Source organism: Aminobacter aminovorans, assembly GCF_900445235.1.
Taxonomy (GTDB): domain Bacteria; phylum Pseudomonadota; class Alphaproteobacteria; order Rhizobiales; family Rhizobiaceae; genus Aminobacter; species Aminobacter aminovorans.
Genome location: NZ_UFSM01000001.1, coordinates 4,780,994 through 4,801,617, shown reverse-complemented (window position 1 = coordinate 4,801,617; position 20,624 = coordinate 4,780,994). Strand labels below are relative to the sequence as shown.

The window sequence follows — 20,624 nt, the reverse complement described above, 5'->3', positions numbered from 1 at the left end:
ACATGACCAGCGGGATTCGCCATTTCACCGACCTCTCGGCACTTTCCGGGAGCGACCTTCGCGGGATTCTCGACGACGCAGCTAAGCGCAAGGCGCGCCTGAAAGCCGGCGAGCGATCGAAGCCGCTGGAAGGCAAGGTGCTGGCGATGATCTTCGACAAGCCGTCGACGCGCACGCGCATCTCTTTCGACGTCGGCATGCGCCAGCTCGGCGGCGAAACCATCATGCTGACCGGCACCGAGATGCAGCTCGGCCGCTCGGAGTCGATCGCCGACACCGCCAAGGTGCTGTCGCGCTACGTCGATGCGATCATGATCCGCACCACGGCACATGATCGCCTGCTCGAGCTGACCGAGAATGCGACCATTCCCGTCATCAACGGCCTGACCGATGACACCCATCCGTGCCAGCTGATGGCCGATATCCTGACGTTCGAGGAGCATCGCGGACCGGTGCGCGGAAAGACCTTTGCCTGGACCGGCGACGGCAACAACGTGCTGCATTCGCTGCTCGAGGCCTCTGCCCGCTTCAGCTTCAACGTCAACATCGCCGTGCCGGAAGGCAGCGAGCCGGAGCAGAAGTACATCGACTGGGCCCGCGCCAATGGCGGCAAGGTCATGATCACCCGCTCGCCCGAAGACGCTGTTCGTGACGTCGACACCATCGTCACCGACTGCTGGGTGTCGATGGGCCAGGAACATCGCGCCCGCGGCCACAACGTCTTCCTGCCTTATCAGGTCAATGCCGATCTGATGAAGCACGCCAAGTCCGACGCCCTGTTCATGCACTGCCTGCCGGCGCATCGCGGCGAGGAAGTGACCGACGAGGTCATCGACGGGCCGAACTCGGTGGTCTTCGACGAGGCTGAAAACCGCCTGCACGCGCAGAAGGCCGTGCTCGCCTGGTGCCTGGGCGCTTGAATGCGTGATCCCGCGACCCTATCTGGGGCGGGATCATTCAATTGTCATCAAAGCCATGTTCTGCGACCGTCGGCGGACCGACCGGGCGCGGAATTCTATAGATGGGATAAGTTCCAGTGACTGAGACCGAACGCAAGCTCGGCGAATTCGGATTCGCCGGCGACGACCATGTTGTTCCATTCGCGGTCGAGCCGCTCGACGTGCGCGGGCGCACCGTCCAGCTCGGTCCGCTGCTCGACCAGATTCTCGGACGTCACGACTATCCGGAGCCGGTGGCCAGGCTTCTGGCCGAGGCCTGCGTGGTCACGGTGCTGCTGGGCACTTCGCTGAAATTCGAAGGCAAGTTCATCTTCCAGACCCGCACCGACGGGCCGGTGGACATGCTTGTCGCCGACTTCACCACACCGCATTCGCTGCGCGCCTATGCACGCTTCGACGCCGACCGCGTCGAGGCGGCGATCGCGGCGGGCATGACCTCGCCTGAAGACCTTTTGGGCAGCGGCGTCCTTGCCCTCACCATCGACCAGGGCGAGCACACCACGCGCTACCAGGGCATCGTCGAACTCAACGGCATCACGCTCGAAGAGGCGGCGCGCGCCTATTTCCGCCAGTCGGAACAGATCCCGACCGAGGTGAAGCTGTCGGTGGCGAAGCTGGTGCTGCCGGCCGAAGGCGGTCCGCGCGAGCATTGGCGCGCCGGTGGCCTGCTCGCGCAGTTCCTGCCCGACTCGCCGGAACGCCGGCGCGTGGCCGACATCCATGGCGGCGACGGCGACGAGCGCGACATCGCGATCCACCCCGACGACAATTCCTGGCAGGAGCTGCTGGCGCTTGTCGGAACCATCGAGCCGACCGAACTGATCGACCCGACAGTCGGCACCGAGAGGCTGCTCTACCGCCTGTTCCACGAGCATGGCGCGGTCGTCTATGAGGGCGTGCGAGTCGTCGACGAATGCTCGTGCTCGGGGCAGAAGATCAAGGGCATCCTGCAGGGCTTCACGGCCGAGGAAATCACCGACAGCGTCGAAGACGGCGTCATCCGGGTCGCCTGCGAGTTCTGCTCCAAGGCCTACGAATTCGACCCGGCCGAATTCGTACCGGCCCAATAGCCGCATAGGCTCGAATAGGACTGGCCGGTCGTTGGCCAATCCTGACCTGGGGGGCAAACTTTTCGCGGAAGCCTTTCGCCTCTAGTTCAGCCGGTGGCGGGCGTCTGGCAGGTCGAGCGAAAAGGCGGGAATGGCGATGTCGAACATCTCACCCGCCTCGTTGCGCATGGTGTAGCGCCCGACCATGATGCCTGAGGGCGTCGATAGCGGGCAGCCGGACGCATATTGATAGCTGTCGCCCGGATTGAGTTCGGGCTGGTCGCCCACGACGCCCGGCCCCCGGACTTCCTCGACCTTGCCGCTTGCATCGGTGATGTGCCAGTAGCGCGACAACAGCTGGACGAATTCGTCCGAGTTGTTCTCGATGGTGACGCGGTAACCCCAGACGTAACGGTTTTCCGACGGCTCGGACTGGTCCACCAGGTAGAAGGGCTCGACCTCGACCGCGATGTTGCGGGTGATTGCGCGATACATATGCAGCGCTCCTTGGCCTGCACGATTACAGAGTCCGCCGCACGAGGCGGCGGGTCAACTGGTCATAGACAAAATCACGCTGATTGTGATGACTGTGTGGTCGATTTCACTTCGCCGGCGCATCGGCGGCACCCGCAGACGTATACGGAACGAAGCCGCCGTAAGACGGATTAACAGAGACCGACGGCGTCCGGCTTGCAGAGCGCCGTCGGCCTTTGGTGCGTTTAGCGAGCCGCCTTCAGCGCGTCGCCGATGTCGTTGAGCAGGTCGTCGGCGTCTTCGAGGCCGACCGACAGACGCAGCGTGCCGTCGTCGATGCCAAGCTCGGCGCGGGCCTCGTCGGTGAGGTTCTTGTGCGTGGTCGTTGCCGGATGGGTGATCAGGCTCTTGGCGTCGCCGAGATTGTTCGAGATCAGCACGATCCGGAGCGCGTTCTCAAATGCGAAGGCCGCCTTCTTGCCACCCTTGACGTCAAAGCAGATCAACGTCGAGCCGCCCGACATCTGCTTCTTGACAATGTCGGCCTGCGGATGGTCGGCACGGCCCGGATAGATAAGGCGCGACACTTCGGGGCTATCGGCGAGGAAGTCGGCGATCTTGCCGGCGGTCTCGGTCTGCTGGCGCACGCGCAGCGGCAGGGTCTCGAGGCCCTTGAGCAGCGTCCAGGCATTGAACGGCGACAGGCTCGGGCCGGTGTGGCGGAAGTAGTCGTGCAAGTTCTCGTCGATCCACTTCTTGTCCGACAGGATCACGCCGCCGAGGCACCGACCCTGGCCGTCAATGTGCTTGGTGGCGGAATAGACGACGACGTGAGCGCCGAGTTCGAGCGGCTTCTGCTGCATCGGCGTGGCAAAGACGTTATCGACGACGAGGCGCGCGCCGATCGAATTGGCAAGGGCCGCGACCGCCGCAATGTCGACGACCTCGAGCGTCGGGTTGGTCGGGCTTTCCAGGAAGAACAGCTTGGTGTTGGGCTGGACTGCCTTTTCCCAATTCTCGATCAGCGTGCCGTCGACCAGCGTCGCCTCGATGCCATATTTGGGCGCCAGCGTCTCGACGACCCAGCGGCACGAGCCGAACAAGGCGCGGGCCGCAACGATGTGGTCACCGGCCTTGAGGCCGCACAGGATAGCGGCCGTGACGGCGGCCATGCCGGAAGCCGTGGCGCGCGCGTCCTCCGCGCCTTCGAGCGCGCACATGCGCTTCTCGAACATGTCGACGGTCGGATTGGCGTAGCGCGAATAGATGAAGCCGGGGGTCTCGCCCTTGAAACGGGCCTCGGCGCTTTCGGCGCTTTCATAGACATAGCCCTGGGTCAGGAAGATCGATTCCGAGGTCTCGCCGAAGTCGGAGCGAAGGCTGCCGCCATGGACGAGGGTGGTCTGGGGTTTCCAGTTACGCTGCTTTTCGGAGCTCATAGCCAAATCCAAATACAAAAAAACCGGTCGCGAAAAGTCGCAACCGGTCCACAACGCGGCCCTTTAGCGACTTGTTTAACGTGGCTGCAAGCCGACCGGCCAAATCACCACGGGATAAATGTCCTTTAGACCCGCAGCCTGCTTGCGTCAATTGCGTGGACGACTAAACGTTTTGGGCCACGCACATGACCCCGGAAACGGCCGGGATCCAGCGGCCTCGGCTCTGCATTCGGGCTGGTGGCGCTGTAGAGGAGTGAGGCAATTGCGGCAGTCGGGCATTCTTCCGGACCAGGACATCGCGGCGCTGTTTGCGTCGGGCGCGCTCAAGGCGCCGCCTTTGGATGCCGACCAGATCCAGCCGGCCAGCCTCGACCTCAGGCTTGGCGCAACCGCATTTCGCACCCGCGCCAGCTTCCTGCCGGGGCCTAATTCGCTGGTGTCGGAAAAGCTCGACCGGCTCAAGCTGCATGAGATCGATCTGAGCAACGGAGCGGTGCTGGAAACAGGCTGCGTCTATATCGTACCGCTGCTCGAGAGCCTGGCATTGCCGGCCGCGATATCGGCCTCGGCCAACCCGAAGAGCTCGACCGGCCGCCTCGACATCTTTACCCGCGTGATGACCGATCGCGGCCAGGAGTTCGACAAGATCCCTGCCGGCTACACCGGCCCGCTCTATCTCGAGGTCAGCCCGCGCACCTTCCCGATCGTTGCGCGCAAGGGCTCGCGCCTGTCACAGATCCGTTTCCGCAAAGGCAATGCGCTGCTGTCGGAGACCGAACTCAACGCGCTTCACCTGTCCGACCGGCTGGTCGCGATCGATCCGCCAAACATTTCGGGCGGCGGCATCGCATTGTCCATCGACCTCGCCGGCGAAGTGGGCAGCATCGTCGGTTATCGCGGCAAGCACCACACCGGTCTCGTCGATGTCGACAAGCGCGCCGCCCAGAAGGTCGTCGATTTCTGGGAGCCGATCTACAATCACGGTGCCGAGGAACTCGTGCTCGACCCGGACGAGTTCTACATCCTGGTGTCGCGCGAGGCGGTGCATGTGCCGCCGCTCTATGCCGCAGAGATGACGCCCTTCGACCCGCTGGTCGGCGAATTCCGCGTCCATTATGCCGGCTTCTTCGATCCAGGCTTCGGCCATTCCGGCGCCGGAGGCACCGGCAGCCGCGCCGTGCTCGAGGTGCGTAGCCACGAAGTGCCCTTCATTCTGGAACACGGCCAGGTCGTCGGCCGCCTCGTCTATGAGCACATGCTGGCGCGCCCGAAGGCGCTTTATGGCACCGACCTGGGCTCCAACTACCAGGCCCAGGGCCTGAAGCTCTCCAAGCATTTCCGCATGGACTGACCTTACGTCAGGGCGCGCCAACCTTAGTCTGCTTGTCCATTTCAAGCTGCTGTGCTTGGCTGCGGGCAGGGACGCTCAACATAAGGGCGCCCGGCAAATGGAGAGGATCATGCAGATTTCGTGGAAGTTCGCTTGCGCTGCTTCGCTGGCAGCGCTGTTGTCTGCGGCGGGCGGTGCTTGGGCGCAGGACGCTGCAAAGCTCAAGATCGCTACCGAGGGCGCATATCCGCCCTTCAACAATCTGAGCGCCGACGGCAAGCTCGTAGGCTTCGATGTCGACATCGCCAACGCGCTGTGCGCCCAGATGAAGGTCGAATGCGAGATTGTCGCCCAGGATTGGGACGGCATCATTCCGGCGTTGCAGGGCAAGAAGTTCGACGCCGTCGTCGCCTCGATGACAATCACCGAGGAACGCAAGAAGCAGGTCGCGTTCACCAACAAGTACTACACAACGCCGCTGGCTCTGATTGCGCTGAAGACCTCCGACCTGGCTTCGCCGGAGCCCGACGCATTGAAGGGCAAGTCGGTTGGTGCGCAGGCATCGACGACACAGAGCATCTATGCCGAGGATCACTATGCCAAGGCGGGCGCCGACGTGAAGCTCTATCCGACGCAGGACGAGGCCGTGGCTGACCTGACCAATGGCCGCCTCGATGCGGTTGTCGCCGACAAGTTCGTGCTCGTCGACTGGATGAAGACCACCGGCCAGGATTGCTGCAAGATGATCGGCGATCTCAAGGGCACGGAATCAGAAACCGGCATCGCGGTACGCCTGGACGACACGGCCCTGCGCGACAAGCTCAACGCGGCCATCGACGCCATCGTCAAGGACGGCACCTACGCCAAGATCAACGCCAAATATTTCGACTTCGATATCTACGGCGCGGATTGACGGCAAAGTCTGAGAACAAGGGCCGGGCGTTTGCGTCCGGCCTTTTTCGTATCCGAAGCCGGACTTTGTAAAACACGCTGTAAAATCTGCAGGTGGCTGCGGCCATCGCGTCGGGCGCAAAGTCTTTCCGCAAAAGCTGGAGCGGGTAGCGGGAATCGAACCCGCGCGTTCAGCTTGGGAAGCTGACAGGCTACCATTACATCATACCCGCGCGGGCACTTGGTTAGCATCAGCGTTGCTGGCAGGCAATCGGGAAACAGGATGTCTTGTCCGACGGCTGATGCAATTCGGCGATCTTGCCGAACGGCGCTATTTGCGCTTCCGAAGTATAGATGCTGCCTTGCGCGTCTCAGACAGCGCGATCTCGCCATAGGCACGTGGTTTGAGCTTGCCGCCAAAGCCGGCGCGCAGAATCTTACGGGCCTGGCTGCCGGAGTAACGCGCCAGGATCTCGCGACAAAAGACGCGCGAACGAAACTGGGGCGCGAGCTTTGGCGCGTTTGCCAGGAAGATCTCGAATACCTTCGGGTCGCCGTAGAAGCTGCGCAGCCGCTTGGGCGTTTCGCGGGTTATGAGGTCCAGCACCGACCAGAAGCCGCCATCGAGCATCCAGACATACCTGCCTGCATTGGCCAGGAGGAAGTCGATGTCCGTCAGTGTCGCTTCCTCGGCGAGCCGATAATATTCCGGTGTTCCCGACCGGAGCCAAGGCGAGCTTTCATGGTTCGAGAAAGCGTTTTGGCCATGCAGCCTGTAGCCTGACAGGACCACGTCGATGAGCGCGCTGCCGCCAAATCCGTGGCACATGAAGTTCAGGTAGCCGTCAGCCGACCGCATGTATCTGGCCTCGCCGCCGCGCCGGACCAGCCGCAGCTGAGATGCACGGTACATGTTGGCCGTACCTGGATTCCATTGCCAGCCGCTTGCCGATTTTGGGACGAGGGCAGTCCGCGCCGACAGCTGCTGGAAATCCTGGCGCGAAACCGTCGGCAGCCGCAGGACGGAGGCTTCGGCATGCAGGTTTCCCGTCTGGCTCTGACTGCCGCTGCCGACGTTGCCGCCGGCAGTTGCCAGGATGTTTCCGAGCGCGTCTGTCTCCACAACGCTCGAGGATGTGAAGGCCACGCTTTGCCGCAGCGCGAGGTGAGCCTGGACATGCATCGACGCGTAGGTCGACAACAGTACATCGTCGGCATCGACGAAGCTGACGAAGCCGCCCTTGATCTTGTCGAGCGACCAGAATGCCGCGCCAAGCTGGCCGAGATTTTCCGGCAGTGTTTCGATACGGAAGCGGTCGTCATTGCCGACATGCCTGGCGATGACCTCGACGCTGTCGTCGGTCGAACCGTTGTCGATGACCAGGCACTCGAAATTCGGGTAGTCCTGGGCCTTGATCGAGTCGATCGTGGCACCGACGTAGCGGCCATAGTTCCAGGCGATGACCACGAAGCTGACCAAGGGCGGCTTGATCGACCCGCCGGACGCCTCGTCGATACTCCGCCCGCCGATGGTGAAATCGGGCGCTGCGCGCTGGGATGGGGCCCACGTCTTCCGAATGATCACCTGGTAGTCACTGTGCAGGACCTCATACTCGCCTGCCTTGGCCTGGAGAAAGGCGTCGATGCCTGCCTGGGGCCGTTCGGCGGTGGGCTTGGCTGGCTGCCATAGATAGTCGTCGAGGATCATGATGCCGCCAGAGGCAAGCAGGTCCCAGCTTTGCTGGGCGTCGGTGAAGGCGGAGGCGGCGTGGTGGTCGCCGTCGACATAGACGACGTCGAAGCGGCGCGAGGTGCGCTGCAGTTCTGACAGCGCCTCGATCGAAAACGCCTTCAGCTTTTCAAGCCGATCGGCAAAGGGTCGTGTATTGGCGTCGAAACGCGCCTCCACTTCGACCATGTCCGTGTGATGGCGCGAGCCGGGCGTCCTGTGTTCGACGCTGCCCTCGAAGGTGTCGATGCATGTCAACTGGCAGTTTGGCAGGAACTGCAGGAAAAACAGGGCCGAGCGGCCTTCGAAGGAACCGATCTCCAGAACCCGCAACGGCTCGTGCGCGCGCTCGCGCAGCAACTGCTCCCAGACGGGAATGTGGTGGGATGTCCAGTCCCTGCTGAAAGCGCTGCCGTCGAAGTAGTTCATTCAAACGCGCCTATTGGCCTGGAAATGCTCAGCTTGTAGAAACATGAGTGACATCGCATGAGCCTGCCCAGCAGGCAATCTCTATAGCGAAGGCAGAGACCGACGTGCATCCGGAAATGCGGGTACTGGTGACAGGCGGAGCGGGTTTTCTAGGCTCTCATCTCTGCGAGCGACTTGTGGCAGCGGGTGCGCATGTCTTGTGCGCCGATAACTTCTATACCGGCGCGCGTGACAATGTCGCTCATCTTGTCGAACATCCCCGCTTCGAACTGATCGAACACGATGTCTGCCAGCCGCTGTATGTCGAGGTCGATGAGATCTACAACCTGGCTTGTCCGGCGTCACCCATCCACTATCAGCGCGATCCGGTCCAGACCACCAAGACCAGCGTCCTCGGCGCCATCAACATGCTTGGACTCGCCAAGCGTCTTGGGGCGAGGATACTCCAGGCGTCGACATCGGAAGTCTATGGCGACCCGGCCATCCACCCGCAGGACGAAGGCTACTGGGGTAACGTAAATCCGATCGGACCGCGCTCGTGCTACGATGAAGGCAAGCGCTGTGCCGAAACGCTGTTCTTCGATTATCGGCGCCAGCACGATCTGGAGATCAAGGTCGCCAGGATCTTCAACACCTATGGGCCGAGGATGCAACCCAATGACGGGCGCGTCGTCTCCAACTTCATCATGCAGGCATTGCGCGGCGACAGCATCTCGATCTTTGGCGGTGGCACGCAGACGCGGTCGTTCTGTTATGTCGACGATCTTGTCGACGGCCTTATCAGGTTGATGGCCTCTCCACGGGATTTCACCGGGCCGGTCAATCTGGGTAACCCCGAGGAGTTCTCGATGATCGATCTCGCCCGGGCGATTCTGGTGGAGACGGACAGAAGGTCGCAGCTTGAATTCCTCCCGCTGCCCGAGGACGACCCGAAGCAGCGACGGCCCGACATCACCTTGGCCGCCACCCTGGGCTGGCACCCGAAAACACCGCTGGAGGAGGGATTGCGGCGCACCGTCGCCTACTTCCGGGAGTTGATGATCGCTCAACCAAACCACAGGGCCGGCGGCGTCGATGCTGCCGGCCCTGTGGCCGCCGCTTCCTGATGCCGACCAGCGCCAGGCCTAGGCGCGTCCGTTGTTGCGCTCAGTCGCGTCCTGCGCCTCCACAGTGCCGCCCTTTGCCAGCTCGACCATGCCAGCGAGCAGCTCGACCTGATCAAAGAAGCAGACGCGGCCGCGGCCATCCTGCTTGGCGCGGTAGAGGGCCGCGTCGGCGCGCTTGAGGTAGCTGCCGATGTCGCTGCTGTTATCGCCGATCAGGGTGACGCCGACGCTGGCGCCGATGGAGATCTGGTGGCCGCCGATCTCGTAGGGCGCGCACAGCGCCTCGACGATGCGGCAGCCGAGAGACACCGAAGCGTCCGGCTGCCGGCTGTCGTTCTGGATGACGGCGAACTCGTCGCCGCCGAGGCGAACCAGGCAATCAGCCTCGCCCACACAGCCGCGCAGCCTGTCGGCGACCACGCAGAAAAGGGCATCGCCGACGGGGTGGCCGAGCGTGTCGTTCACCTGCTTGAACAGGTCCAGGTCAAGACAGAGCAAGGCGCCGTCGCGGCCGTCCCGGACATTGGCGACTGCCTGTTCGAGTTGCTGGCGGAACAGGGTGCGATTGCCTAGTCCGGTCAGCGTGTCGTGATGTGCCAGATAGGCGATGTCGGCCTGTGCGCGCTTGCGCTCGTCGATGTCCTCGAGCAGTCCGACCCATTCGATGAGGCTCCCATCGGCTTCGAACACCGGGGCGCCCTGGGAACGAACCCAGAGCCAGCGGCCGTCGCTGATCTTCAGACGGAACTCGACATCGAGCGGGGTGCCTTGCGCAAGCGCCGTCATCCAGGCCGCCGAGGTGAGGGGACGGTCTTCGGGATGGATGGCGCTGGTCCATTCCTGTCCCTCGACCTCGCTTTCCGGCCTGCCGGTCAACTGCTCCCAACCGGTGGCGAGACCCACTTCGCCATCGCCGTCGCGGCGCCAAAGCACGATGGCGCCGGTCTCGGCAATGGTGCGATAGCGCCGCTCTTCGTTACGCAGTGAGCGCTCGGCTCGCGCGAAGCTCTGGCGCAAAGTCTCGAACTCGCGAATGGACGAGGGCCTCACGGAAGCCGCGTCTGTCTCTTTTCCGTCGGCTATGGCGTTGCTGTAGCGGGCAAGCGATTGAACTGGCTGCAGGATGCGGCCACCGAGCCAGATTGCGGCACCTACGGCCAGCAACACGCTCGCGCCCGCGCCCAGCAACAGGTTCATGATCGGCTCGCGCCAGCGTGCATCGAAAATGCTCGTCGACTCGGCGACGATGACCACCCAGCCCGGTGTGCCCGCAAGCCTTTGGAAAGACAGGACGATCGGCAGGCCTTCAATTGTCTTGGCCGCGAAAATTCCCGCATCGGCGCTAGGTGCCTCCAACTTGGGCCAGTCCGGGGCAACCTGGCCAACGAACCGGTCGGCATCGCGTGAACGCGCCAGGATGCGCCCGTTGCCGTCGGTGACCGCCACGAGAATGTCGGTCGGCGCGCGCCGGCCGCGCTGCACCGTCTGGATCAGCGCCTGCGGCGATGTCGACATGACGTAGGCTGCAGTCCCGCGCTCGCCTGCAGGGGCGGGTACGGCCAGCACGAGGCGTGGCTGGCTGCCTGTGGTCAGCACGTTCGAGACGACGTTCGACTGCTTGCTCATGGCGAGCAACGCCGCGTCAGCGGCGGCATTCGACCGGGCGCGCAATACAGCTACGCGATCGCTGGTGATCAGCGCGACATTGTTGTCGGCGCCCAGCATCCACAGTTCCGGTTCGGGAAGCGGTTCGGAATCAGGAGTTTCGCGATGTTGCGCCAGCACCGACATATTTGCGAAGCGGCTTTCGATCTCGCCTTCGATCGCGTTGGCAAGCGTCCGGGCAGTGTCGTTCAGACGCGCGACCGCGGCATCCTTGTACGCGGTACCGGCAGACCAGACGGCGATAGCTGAGATTGCAACCACTGGCAGCAGGCAGGCGAGCGCCAGCGCGATAAGATAGCTGTTGAGACTGCGCTGCCCTTGCCATTGTTTCTCGACCTCCACCGCGAACGACACTCCCAACCAAGGTACAAAGGCGCAGCCGCCGTCGATCCATCAGAGGTTGCTAATCGCCCGAGAATGTTTTCCACAAGGTCAACGCAGGCATATCGTCATGCGTGAAATATCTGCGGGCCAGATGACGCGCAGGTTGTGCGTCCAGCGGAAACGCCGGGCCGCACCTTGATGCCGGCGCGCTTATCACGATATCCCTGTCAGGCTAGAATCGCAGGAGATCGAACTTGTCCGGATTGACGCGTTTTCTCGGAGACACCCCGCTCAGGGTGTTCATCAAGCTCCTGGTTATCTCCTTCCTCGTCGGCATCGTGATGAGTGCCTTCGGCTGGTCTCCCTTTGACGTGCTCTACGGCATTCGCGATTTCTTCGTCGACATCTGGCGCATGGGCTTCCGCGCTATCGACCGCTTCCTCGGTTACTTCCTGCTGGGTGCTGCGATCGTCATACCAGCCTTCATCATCCTCAGGCTGTTCAGCTATCGCAAATAGCTGCCGCCCCTTTTCGGGATCACGTTAGGCGAAGGCGGCTGCTGTTTCGAACAGGATGGCGTGGCGCGCGGCAAGTGCTGCAACGTCGGTCGAGTAGCCGCCGCCAATCACGCCGCATAGTGGTACGCCTGCCTCGCGAAAGTGCTCGATGACGAAGCGCTCGCGCCGGCGCAGACCTTCGTCGCTGAGCGCAAGACGGCCAAGCCTGTCGTCGCGATGCGGATCGACGCCGGCATTGTAGAAGACGACGTTCCACCCACCACGGCGTGACAAGCCGGCAAGGGCGTCGGCGAGAACCTCGAGATAGGCGTCGTCGCCGGTCTTGTCGGGCAGGCCGATGTCGAGACTGGAGGCGACCTTGCGCACCGGGTAGTTCTTCTCGGCATGCATCGAAAAGGTGAAGACGGAAGCGTTGCCGGCAAGGATCTCGGCGGTGCCGTCGCCTTGATGGACGTCAAGGTCGATAACGAGGATGTTTTCGGCGAGCCCGTCTTCGAGCAGCGCCAGTGCCGCGACTGCAACGTCATTGAAGGTGCAGAAGCCGGCGCCCTGGGCGCGGCGGGCATGGTGGCTGCCGCCGGCGGCGTTGCAGGCGATGCCGTGGCGGAGTGCCAGTCGGGCCGAAGCCAGCGTGCCGCCGGCAGCGAGCTGGGCACGGCGCGACACGCGCTCGCCGACGGGAAAGCCGATCTCGCGCTCGATGTGGGGTGGTACTGTGCAGGTCAGCGCCTGCTCGACATAGGTCTCGTCGTGAGCAAGCCTGAGGTAGCGCGGCCCGATCAACTCGGCCCGGTTCAGCCCCTCCGCCAGGCCAAGTGTTTCGAGCCTTGCCATCAGCGCCGTGTATTTGCCCATCGGGAAGCGGTGGCCGGCGGCAAAGCCGGCGTCGTAGTCGGGATGGCTGACGATCTGAAGCGGCATGGAGGGTTGCTGAACCAGGCGGGCGAAATCGATTGTTGCCGTAACTTAAATGGTTGCGGGCGTTGGGGAAACCGGGGCATGTGCCTTACGGGAGATTCGGCAGCTGGGAGGACTTTCGTTGGAATACGCATCGCCAGAGGGCCGCGTGACGCCTTTTTCCGTCACCAACCGCTCGGTGCTGGCGATTGCCGTGCCAATGACCCTGGCCTATCTGACCACCCCCTTCATCGGTCTCGTCGGTACCGGCGTGGTCGGTCAGTTTGGTGATGCCGCACTCCTTGGCGGCCTCGCTGCGGGTGCAGTTGCCTTCGACGTGGTCTTCACCAGCTTCAATTTCCTGCGAGCGGGTACGACGGCGCTTGTGGCGCAGGCTTTCGGCCGCGGCGATGCCTCCGAAGAGCAGGCGGTGTTCTGGCGCGCCGTGGTGATCGCCTTGATTGCCGGTATCGTGCTGGCGCTGACTGCACCTCTGACCTCGCATGCCGGACAATGGTTCATGCAGGCCGAGCCGCGCGTCAATGAGACACTCGACCACTATGTCCGCATCCGTATGCTGGGCGCGCCCTTCGCCCTGATCAACTACGCCATCCTCGGCTACATCCTCGGGCGCGGGGAGGGCAGCTTCGCGCTGTTCCTGCAAGCGACGCTCAACGGCGTCAACATCATCGTCTCCATCCTGCTCGGGCTGCATTTCGGCTGGGGCGTCGAAGGTGTTGCCTGGGCCGCAGTTGCCGGCGAGCTTGCCGGCATGGTCATCGGCCTGGCGGTGCTGCTGCGGCGCTTCGGGCGCGAGCCCAGGCTGGCGCGCCGGCGCATTTTCGATGCCGCCGCGTTCAAGCGGCTGTTCGTGCTCAACCGCGACATCATGATCCGCTCGCTGTCGCTGCTCATAGCCTTTGCGCTGTTCACCCGCCAGGGCGCCCAGTTCGGCACGGTGACCCTTGCAGCCAATGCGGTGCTGATGAATTTCTTCATCGCTGCCGGCTTCTTCCTTGACGGCTTTGCCGCCGCCGCCGAACAGCTCGCTGGCCGCGCCGTTGGCGCGCGCTATGAGCCGGCTTTCCGCAAAGCCGTCTACCTCTGCTCGATCTGGGGCTTTGCGCTGGCCGGCAGCATGACGGCGGCGCTGATGATCTTCGGCGCCGACCTGATCGCGCTGATCTCGACGGCCGAGGATGTGCGTACGGCAGCCATCGCCTTCCTGCCATGGGCGGCATTCACTGCGCTGAGCGGCGTGCTTGCCTTCCAGATGGATGGCATCTTCATCGGCGCCGCCTGGTCGCGCGACATGCGCAACATGATGGTCATCTCGCTGCTGGTCTTCATCGCAGCACTGCTGGTGCTGCCCTCAGCCTACGGCAATGCCGGCCTATGGGCGGCATTGCACCTGCTGCTGATCGTGCGCGGCCTGTGCCTGCTGGCGATCCTCAAGCCGAGGGCGCGGGCAACGTTTCAGAGCGGTGCCGCCGCCCACTGATCGAGCCTGCTGTCACGCAGCTCGGAAATGCTCTTCAGGCCTTCGCGCGCGGCCAAGTCGGACATGCCGCGCACGATGCGCGCAGGCAGCGACGGGCCGGCATAGACCATGCCGGTGTAGAGCTGGACCAGGTCGGCGCCGGCGCGAATCTTCTCTAGTGCCGTTTCGGTCGAATCGACACCGCCGACGCCGATGATGGCGCGCTGCGGGCCGAGCAGCTTGCGCATGCGCGCGAGAACCGCCGTCGAGCGCGCGAACAACGGCTTGCCCGACAGGCCGCCGGCCTCGCCGGTGTGTACCGGGCTGCTCAGCGCAGGCCTCGTGATCGTGGTGTTGGAGACGATGACGCCATCGATCGCCTTTTCGGTCACTTCGGCCGCGATGTCTTCGAGCTCCGCCTCGTGCAGGTCGGGTGCGATCTTGAGGAAGATCGGAACGGCATGGCCGGCTTCGGCGCGGGCGATCATGACGCTGGCCAGCAACTCGGCGAGTTGTTCGCGCGCCTGCATGTTGCGCAGGCCGGGCGTGTTGGGCGACGAGATGTTGACCGTAAGATAGGAGGCATGGCGGGCGAAGCGCTTCACGCCGAGCACGTAGTCACCGATGCGGTTTGTGCTGTCCTTGTTGGCGCCGATATTGACGCCGACGATGCCGGGCCGGCCGGCACGGGCGACGAGGCGCTTCTCGCAGGCGTCATGGCCTTCATTGTTGAAGCCGAGCCGATTGATGACGGCGTTGTCCTCGACGAGGCGGAAGATGCGCGGCTTGGGATTGCCGGTCTGCGGCAAGGGCGTCACCGTGCCGATCTCGGCGAAGCCGAAGCCGAGCCCGAGCAATGCGTCCGGCACCTCGCCGTTCTTGTCGTAGCCGGCGGCCATGCCGAGCGGATTGGCAACGTCGAGCCCGGCGATCTTCAGCCGCAGGCGGGCATCGCGAGGGGCGCGCCCACCGACCGGCAGGCCGCAGCGCAGCGCCTTGATCGACATGCCATGCGCGGTTTCGGCATCGAAGCTGAACAGCAGATGCCGGCCAAGACGGTCGAATGCGCTCATGCTTCAAGCTCCGGAAAATCGTGGGCGCCATCAGCCTTGAGCGGCAGGGGGCGGACCCATTTGGCAGCGCTGGTCTCGAGCTCTGCGTAGAGATGCGGAAACAATGCGCCGCCACGCGAGACTTCGTATTTCAGCGCCGGGCCGAGGCGTTCGGCGTCGATAGCGATGAGCAGCAGGTCGCCCTGCCCGGTGAAGTGCTTGGCAGCGGTTTCCACCACCTGCGCGGCGGTCGAGAAATGGATGAAGCCGTCGGCGAGATCGATCGGCGCACCGGTGAAGGTGCCGCTGCGTTCGGCCTCGCGCCACATCGCTTCTGGGCAGATCTTGTAGATGGTCTTCGTCATACGGGCGCTATAGGCTGAAAGCATGATGCGGGAAAGGGCAGCGTTCATTGCCCACCGTAATTTGGGCCCAATGCCCTCAGACAATGCGCACCGTCCGCGAATGGAGACAGCTATGCGCCGCGCCTTTTTGATGTTCGTTCCCCTGATTGCCGGCCTGGTTGCCGGACCGACCTTGGCCGCCGAAACGCAGCGCTACCAGATGGAAAAGACCGACAAGGGTTATGTCCGCATGGACACCCAGACTGGCGAGATGTCGATCTGCGAGGAGCGTGACAGCCAGCTGGTATGCAAGCTGGCCGCCGACGAGCGATCTGCCCTGCAGGACGAGCTCGGCCGGGTGCAGTCCGAGCTGAAGGCTCTCGACGAGCGCATCGTGAAACTCGAGAATTCGCTGACGGCCCAATTGGAATCGAAACTGCCGACCGAGGAAGAGTTCCAGAAGAGCATGGGCTACATGGAGCGTTTCTTCCGCAGCTTCATGGGCATCGTCAAGGACATGGAAAAGGAAGAGCAGGCGCCGCAGACGGCGCCCGTTCCGAACAAGACCTGAGCAGAATTCGCGCCTATCGGCCTGAAAGTTGAGCATGAATGGCCAACTCGCGGACGATTTGACTTTAGCTGCTTGAAAAGACGCCAGTGGGCCGCATAATCGCGCCCGACGGTCCAAGGCGCACAGAACGGTCGGGGCCTCGGGAGGGATATTTGCCAGCAGGCCACAAGTTCGTCATTGCGGACGACCATCCGCTTTTCCGCGGTGCTCTCAAGCAGGCTATTGCCGGGCTCGCCGACGTCTCGAGCGTGCTGGAGGCAGGCGACTTCGAGAGCGTCAAGGCGATCGTGGCGGCGCACGAAGACATCGACATCGTCCTGCTCGACCTGTCCATGCCCGGCGCCTCTGGGCTTTCAGGCCTGATCTCGCTGCGCGGCGTCCATGCTACCGTGCCGGTCGTCATCGTCTCCGCCCATGACGACCCCGAAACCATCCGCCGAGCGCTCGAACTGGGCGCCTCGGGCTTCATCTCCAAATCGGGGAGCATGGATGACATCCGCAACGCCATAGAGGCGGTGCTGTCGGGCGAGATCTCGGCCCCCGGCGACATCGATCTCGGCGTCGAGCGCGATCCCGAAATCTCAGACCTGATCAAGCGTCTGCAGTCGCTCACGCCGCAGCAGACGCGCGTGCTCGGTATGTTGGCCGAGGGCCTGCTCAACAAGCAGATCGCCTATGAACTCGGCGTCTCGGAAGCGACCATAAAGGCGCATGTCTCGGCGATCCTGCAGAAGCTCGGCGTCGACAGCCGCACCCAGGCGGTCATCCTGCTGTCCAAGATCGGTGGCGAGCCACGTCCGGTGGCGTGAGCATGATCCCGAAAAGTGGCTCGGGTTTTGGTAGGAGATCATGCTCATGAAGCAGGATTTCACTCGGCGGCATGCGCCATGCGCCGCATTCGGTTCATCATCGAACGCAGTACGGCGGGCTTGAGCGGCTTGTTCAGCACGGCGACGTCGATCTGGTCGGCGGCGGCGCGGACCTCGTTGGAACGGTCGGCGGTGATCAGCACGGCGGGTGTCGTTTCGCCATAGACCCTACGCAGCGAGCGGATGACATCGAGGCCGTTCTCGCCGTCGAGATGGTAGTCGGCGAGGATGATCTCGGGTGCCGGCCCGTCCGGTTCGGCGGCAATGAATGCCGCCGACCCCGAATAGGTTCTGACTTCGCAGCCCCAGCCTTCCAGCAGGAGCCGCATGCCTTCGAGGATGCGGGCATCGTTGTCGATGCAGGCGATGGTCAGTCCGTTGAGCGCGGCCGCAGCCTGGATGCGCGGCCGTGCGGTGGTTGCGGCCGGCAGTTCCTCGGCGGTGGTGACGGGCAGGATGACCGAGAAGCGAGTGCCCTTGCTCTTGTGCGACTCGATCTGGATCTCCAGCTTCAGCACACGGGCGATGCGGTCGACGATCGACAGGCCGAGCCCCAGGCCCTGGGCCTCGCGAATGCCGTCGTCGAGGCGGGTGAATTCTTGGAACACGGTGCCGAGCTTGTCGGCCGCGATGCCGATGCCACTGTCGATCACCTGGATTTCGGCAAGCTCGCCGCGTCGCCGCACGCCCACGACGACACGGCCGGTGCGGGTGTATTTGATCGCGTTGGAGACGAGGTTCTGGATCAGCCGGCGCAAGAGGTTGCGGTCGGTGTTGACGGCAAGCGTCGACGGCACGATCACCAGTTCCAGATCCTTGGCGCGGGCCATGGGCTGGAAGTCCGTACCGATCTGGCGCAGCAGGCCATCGAGGCGGAAGACGGTTTCGGCCGGTTTCATGGCGCCGGCGTCGAGGCGTGAAATGTCGAGCACGGCGCCGAGGATGGTCTCGACCGATTCCAGCGAGGACTCGATGTTGCGCGCAGCGATGCCGGCATTGCCCTTGCCTGCCTTCTCGATCAGCGACGAGCAGTAGAGGCGTGCAGCGTTGAGCGGCTGCAGGATGTCGTGGCCGGCAGCCGCGAGGAAGCGCGTCTTGCCGAGATTGGCCTCTTCGGCAAGCATCTGCGCCTGGGCGAGTTCCTCGTTGACACGGGTAAGTTCGGCGGTGCGGCTCTTCACCCGCTGTTCCAGCGACTCGTTGGCGCGCTTGAGGGCGAGGTCGGCGGCAACACGCGCGGAGATATCGGTGTAGGTCGCAACGATACCGCCGTCGGGCATTGGGTTGGAGCTCATCTCGATGATCCTGCCGCTGGTCTTGAGCTCGACCTGCCAGGGGCCGCCGAAGCTGCTCAGCCGGTCGAGCGTTCGCAGCCGCGAGTTGGGAGCAATGTCGCCGCGCGCGACGAGATAGGCGAGCACGCGGTCGATCGAGACACCGACCTGGCCCATCTCGTCGGGCAGGTCGAACAGCGAGCGGTACTGGCGGTTCCAGCAGATCAGGCGGAAATCCTGGTCGAAGACGGTGATGCCCTGTTCCATCTGGTCGAGCGCGATCTGCAAAAGGTCGCGGTTGTGCTGCAGCGCTTCGGTGGCGTCGTCGAGCAGGCGGAACGTGTCTTTCGAGGACTTGTCGCCGCGCTTGAACAGCAGGGACAGGATCAGCCGTGCCGAGGACGAGCCGACAGCACTTGCCATGAGCTGCTCGGAAAAGCGGATGACGTCCATGCCGGCGGGGTCGTTGCCGTTGAGCTTGCTGCCGCTCTCGTTCTGGAACGTCTGGAAAGAACGCTCGGTGCGCTCGACGCCGAGATATCTGGCGATGGTGTCCTTGAGATCGTTGACGGTGATGGTGGTGCGGAAGCGGCGCAGCGACGGCATCGGGCTCGCGTCGCGCGGCACGAAGATCGACGCCTGGATCCGTTCGAGCGGCACCGAGGCGCGCGACAGCGAGCCGAATACGAAGAACAGCGTGTTGATGGCCAAGCTCCACAGCACGCCGTGATTGAGCGGCTCGGCCGAGGTGCCGAACAGCGCCTGTGGCCGAAGTGCCTCGATGCCGAACAGCCCGTCGGTGATGACGGTGGTGTCGGGTGCCGCGAGTGTCGGCAGCATCAACGTGTAGCACCAGACCACGATGCCGGCAGCCATGCCGAGGGCGGCACCGCGTGCGTTGGCCCGGCGCCAGATCAACCCGCCGATGAACGAGGGGGCGAACTGCGCGATTGCGGCGAATGACATCAGGCCGATCGAGGCGAGCCGGGTGTTGGTGGTGCTCTCGCGGTAATAGAGGAAGGCGACGAACAGGATGATGAAGATCGAGGCGCGGCGGATGTTGAGGATGATCGTCGACCAATCCTCCGTGTCGGCCGACTTGAAGGTAATCAGGCGGCGCACGAAGATCGGGATGACCAGGTCGTTGGAGATCATGATCGACAGCGCCACGCTGGCGACGATGACCATGGCGGTCGCCGCCGAGAGGCCACCGATGAAGGCGATCATGGCGAGCAGGTCCTGGCCCTTGAGCAGCGGCAGCGACAGGACGTAAAGGTCGCTGGTGGTGGCGGTGCCCACTGTAGACAGCCCGGCGAAGGCGATCGGCAGCACGAACAGGTTGATCGCCACCAGATAGGCGGGGAAGACCCAGGTCGCGGTGCGCAGTTCGCTCTCGCTGCGGTTCTCGACGATCATGACGTAGAACTGGCGCGGCAGCATGATGATGGCGAAGCCGCTGATGATGGTGACCACCAGCCATGTGCCGAGCGAGGTGCCGTAGCCCATGGCATCGCCGACCTGTTCGGTTACGGAGAAACTGCGCAGCATGTCGCCGGGACCGTCGAACAGTGCGAAGGTGACGAATAGGCCGACGGCGAGGAAGGCGATCAGCTTGACGATCGACTCGACTGCGACCGCCAGCACAAGCCCGTTCTGGTGCTCGGTGGCGTCGGCATGGCGGGTGCCGAACAGCGTCGCAAACAGCGCCAACAACAGCGCCACGATCAACGAGATGTCGCTGACGAAAGGATCGAAGGACGGCGGCGAGCCGGTGTAGTGCTCGACCATCAGACTGACCGAACCTGAGATCGCCTTGAGCTGCAGTGCGATGTAGGGGATGGCGCCGACGGTGGCGATCAGGGTGGCGATGGAGGCGACGGCGAAGCTCTTGCCGTAGCGGGCGCCGAGGAAGTCGGCGATCGAGGTGATCTTCTCGGCTTTGGCCAGCTTGATGATGCGGCTGAGCAGGGGAAAACCGAACATGAAGACCAGCACCGGGCCGATATAGATGGCGAGGAATTCGAGACCGCGTTCGGACGCCAGTCCCACCGAGCCGAAGAAGGTCCATGACGTGCAGTAGATGGCGAGACTGAGCGCGTAGATGAACGGCCGCGGCCGGCCCGGTCCCACGTTCGCGGCCCGGCGGTCGCCGATGCTCGCTATGGCGAACAACAGCGTCACATAGGCGACGGCGATGAGGACGACGGCCAGGCCCTGCACTCTT

The 20,624-nt window shown here is 63.6% G+C and carries 17 protein-coding genes, 1 tRNA gene and 1 riboswitch; of the genes, 9 read left to right on the top strand and 9 right to left on the bottom strand.

Annotated elements, in window-relative coordinates; all coding sequences use genetic code 11:
* Positions 1-2 precede the first annotated feature (2 nt).
* On the top strand, positions 3-920 hold the full coding sequence (gene argF / locus DY201_RS23655) for an ornithine carbamoyltransferase (RefSeq protein ID WP_115733336.1): 918 nt from the start codon (positions 3-5) through the stop codon (positions 918-920).
* A gap of 116 nt (positions 921-1,036) precedes the next feature.
* Positions 1,037-2,029, top strand: coding sequence for an Hsp33 family molecular chaperone (locus DY201_RS23650; RefSeq protein WP_115733335.1), 993 nt, complete (start codon positions 1,037-1,039; stop codon positions 2,027-2,029).
* A gap of 81 nt (positions 2,030-2,110) precedes the next feature.
* On the opposite strand, the gene apaG is transcribed toward DY201_RS23650, so the two are convergent.
* Entirely contained in the window at positions 2,111-2,503 is a 393-nt protein-coding gene (gene apaG / locus DY201_RS23645; RefSeq protein WP_115733334.1) for a Co2+/Mg2+ efflux protein ApaG, read from the bottom strand.
* 224 nt (positions 2,504-2,727) lie between these two features.
* Positions 2,728-3,921 (bottom strand): O-succinylhomoserine sulfhydrylase, encoded by a 1,194-nt coding sequence (locus DY201_RS23640; protein ID WP_115733333.1) that lies wholly within the window; start codon positions 3,919-3,921, stop codon positions 2,728-2,730.
* Between the two features lie 43 nt (positions 3,922-3,964).
* A riboswitch (SAM riboswitch) is annotated at positions 3,965-4,042 on the bottom strand.
* Positions 4,043-4,183: 141 nt separating this feature from the next.
* Here DY201_RS23640 and DY201_RS23635 point away from each other — a divergent pair.
* Together DY201_RS23635 and DY201_RS23630 are read left to right on the top strand one after the other, a co-directional pair.
* Complete coding sequence (locus DY201_RS23635) at positions 4,184-5,272, top strand: 2'-deoxycytidine 5'-triphosphate deaminase (protein WP_115733332.1); 1,089 nt, start codon at positions 4,184-4,186, stop codon at positions 5,270-5,272.
* A gap of 109 nt (positions 5,273-5,381) precedes the next feature.
* Positions 5,382-6,164: an ABC transporter substrate-binding protein gene (locus DY201_RS23630; RefSeq protein WP_115733961.1), complete on the top strand. Its 783-nt coding sequence runs from the start codon at positions 5,382-5,384 to the stop codon at positions 6,162-6,164.
* A 137-nt stretch (positions 6,165-6,301) separates the two neighbouring features.
* Here DY201_RS23630 and DY201_RS23625 read toward each other — a convergent pair.
* Positions 6,302-6,375 (bottom strand) — tRNA-Gly (locus tag DY201_RS23625).
* Positions 6,376-6,473: 98 nt separating this feature from the next.
* Entirely contained in the window at positions 6,474-8,300 is a 1,827-nt protein-coding gene (locus DY201_RS23620) for a glycosyltransferase (RefSeq protein WP_115733331.1), read from the bottom strand.
* 116 nt (positions 8,301-8,416) lie between these two features.
* On the opposite strand from DY201_RS23620, the gene DY201_RS23615 reads away from it, so the two are divergent.
* Positions 8,417-9,406, top strand: coding sequence for a UDP-glucuronic acid decarboxylase family protein (locus DY201_RS23615; protein WP_115733960.1), 990 nt, complete (start codon positions 8,417-8,419; stop codon positions 9,404-9,406).
* Positions 9,407-9,424: 18 nt separating this feature from the next.
* On the opposite strand, the gene DY201_RS23610 is transcribed toward DY201_RS23615, so the two are convergent.
* The gene (locus DY201_RS23610; protein WP_131922518.1) at positions 9,425-11,413 is read right to left on the bottom strand and encodes a diguanylate cyclase domain-containing protein; all 1,989 of its coding nucleotides are present in this window, start codon (positions 11,411-11,413) and stop codon (positions 9,425-9,427) included.
* Between the two features lie 236 nt (positions 11,414-11,649).
* On the opposite strand from DY201_RS23610, the gene DY201_RS23605 reads away from it, so the two are divergent.
* Positions 11,650-11,913: a DUF6460 domain-containing protein gene (locus DY201_RS23605; RefSeq protein WP_115733329.1), complete on the top strand. Its 264-nt coding sequence runs from the start codon at positions 11,650-11,652 to the stop codon at positions 11,911-11,913.
* A gap of 24 nt (positions 11,914-11,937) precedes the next feature.
* Here the strand turns inward: DY201_RS23605 and DY201_RS23600 are convergent, their stop codons facing one another.
* Positions 11,938-12,834 carry a histone deacetylase family protein gene (locus tag DY201_RS23600; protein ID WP_115733328.1) on the bottom strand — a complete coding sequence of 299 codons (897 nt, stop codon included), beginning with the start codon at positions 12,832-12,834 and terminating at the stop codon, positions 11,938-11,940.
* Between the two features lie 49 nt (positions 12,835-12,883).
* Between DY201_RS23600 and DY201_RS23595 the strand changes: the two genes are divergently transcribed.
* The gene (locus DY201_RS23595; RefSeq protein WP_425358746.1) at positions 12,884-14,311 is read left to right on the top strand and encodes an MATE family efflux transporter; all 1,428 of its coding nucleotides are present in this window, start codon (positions 12,884-12,886) and stop codon (positions 14,309-14,311) included.
* Here DY201_RS23595 and DY201_RS23590 read toward each other — a convergent pair.
* Together DY201_RS23590 and DY201_RS23585 are read right to left on the bottom strand one after the other, a co-directional pair.
* Entirely contained in the window at positions 14,287-15,363 is a 1,077-nt protein-coding gene (locus DY201_RS23590; protein ID WP_115733326.1) for a quinone-dependent dihydroorotate dehydrogenase, read from the bottom strand. The genes DY201_RS23595 and DY201_RS23590 overlap by 25 nt on opposite strands.
* Entirely contained in the window at positions 15,360-15,707 is a 348-nt protein-coding gene (locus DY201_RS23585; RefSeq protein ID WP_115733959.1) for a DUF952 domain-containing protein, read from the bottom strand. Before DY201_RS23585 ends, DY201_RS23590 begins: the two co-directional genes overlap by 4 nt.
* A gap of 112 nt (positions 15,708-15,819) precedes the next feature.
* On the opposite strand from DY201_RS23585, the gene DY201_RS23580 reads away from it, so the two are divergent.
* Both DY201_RS23580 and DY201_RS23575 read left to right on the top strand, forming a co-directional pair.
* Positions 15,820-16,257: a hypothetical protein gene (locus tag DY201_RS23580; protein WP_425358745.1), complete on the top strand. Its 438-nt coding sequence runs from the start codon at positions 15,820-15,822 to the stop codon at positions 16,255-16,257.
* 152 nt (positions 16,258-16,409) lie between these two features.
* Positions 16,410-17,066, top strand: a complete 657-nt coding sequence (locus DY201_RS23575; protein ID WP_115733324.1) for a response regulator transcription factor — start codon at positions 16,410-16,412, stop codon at positions 17,064-17,066.
* Positions 17,067-17,125: 59 nt separating this feature from the next.
* Here the strand turns inward: DY201_RS23575 and DY201_RS23570 are convergent, their stop codons facing one another.
* Positions 17,126-20,620: a PAS domain-containing hybrid sensor histidine kinase/response regulator gene (locus DY201_RS23570; RefSeq protein ID WP_115733323.1), complete on the bottom strand. Its 3,495-nt coding sequence runs from the start codon at positions 20,618-20,620 to the stop codon at positions 17,126-17,128.
* Positions 20,621-20,624: the final 4 nt, after the last annotated feature.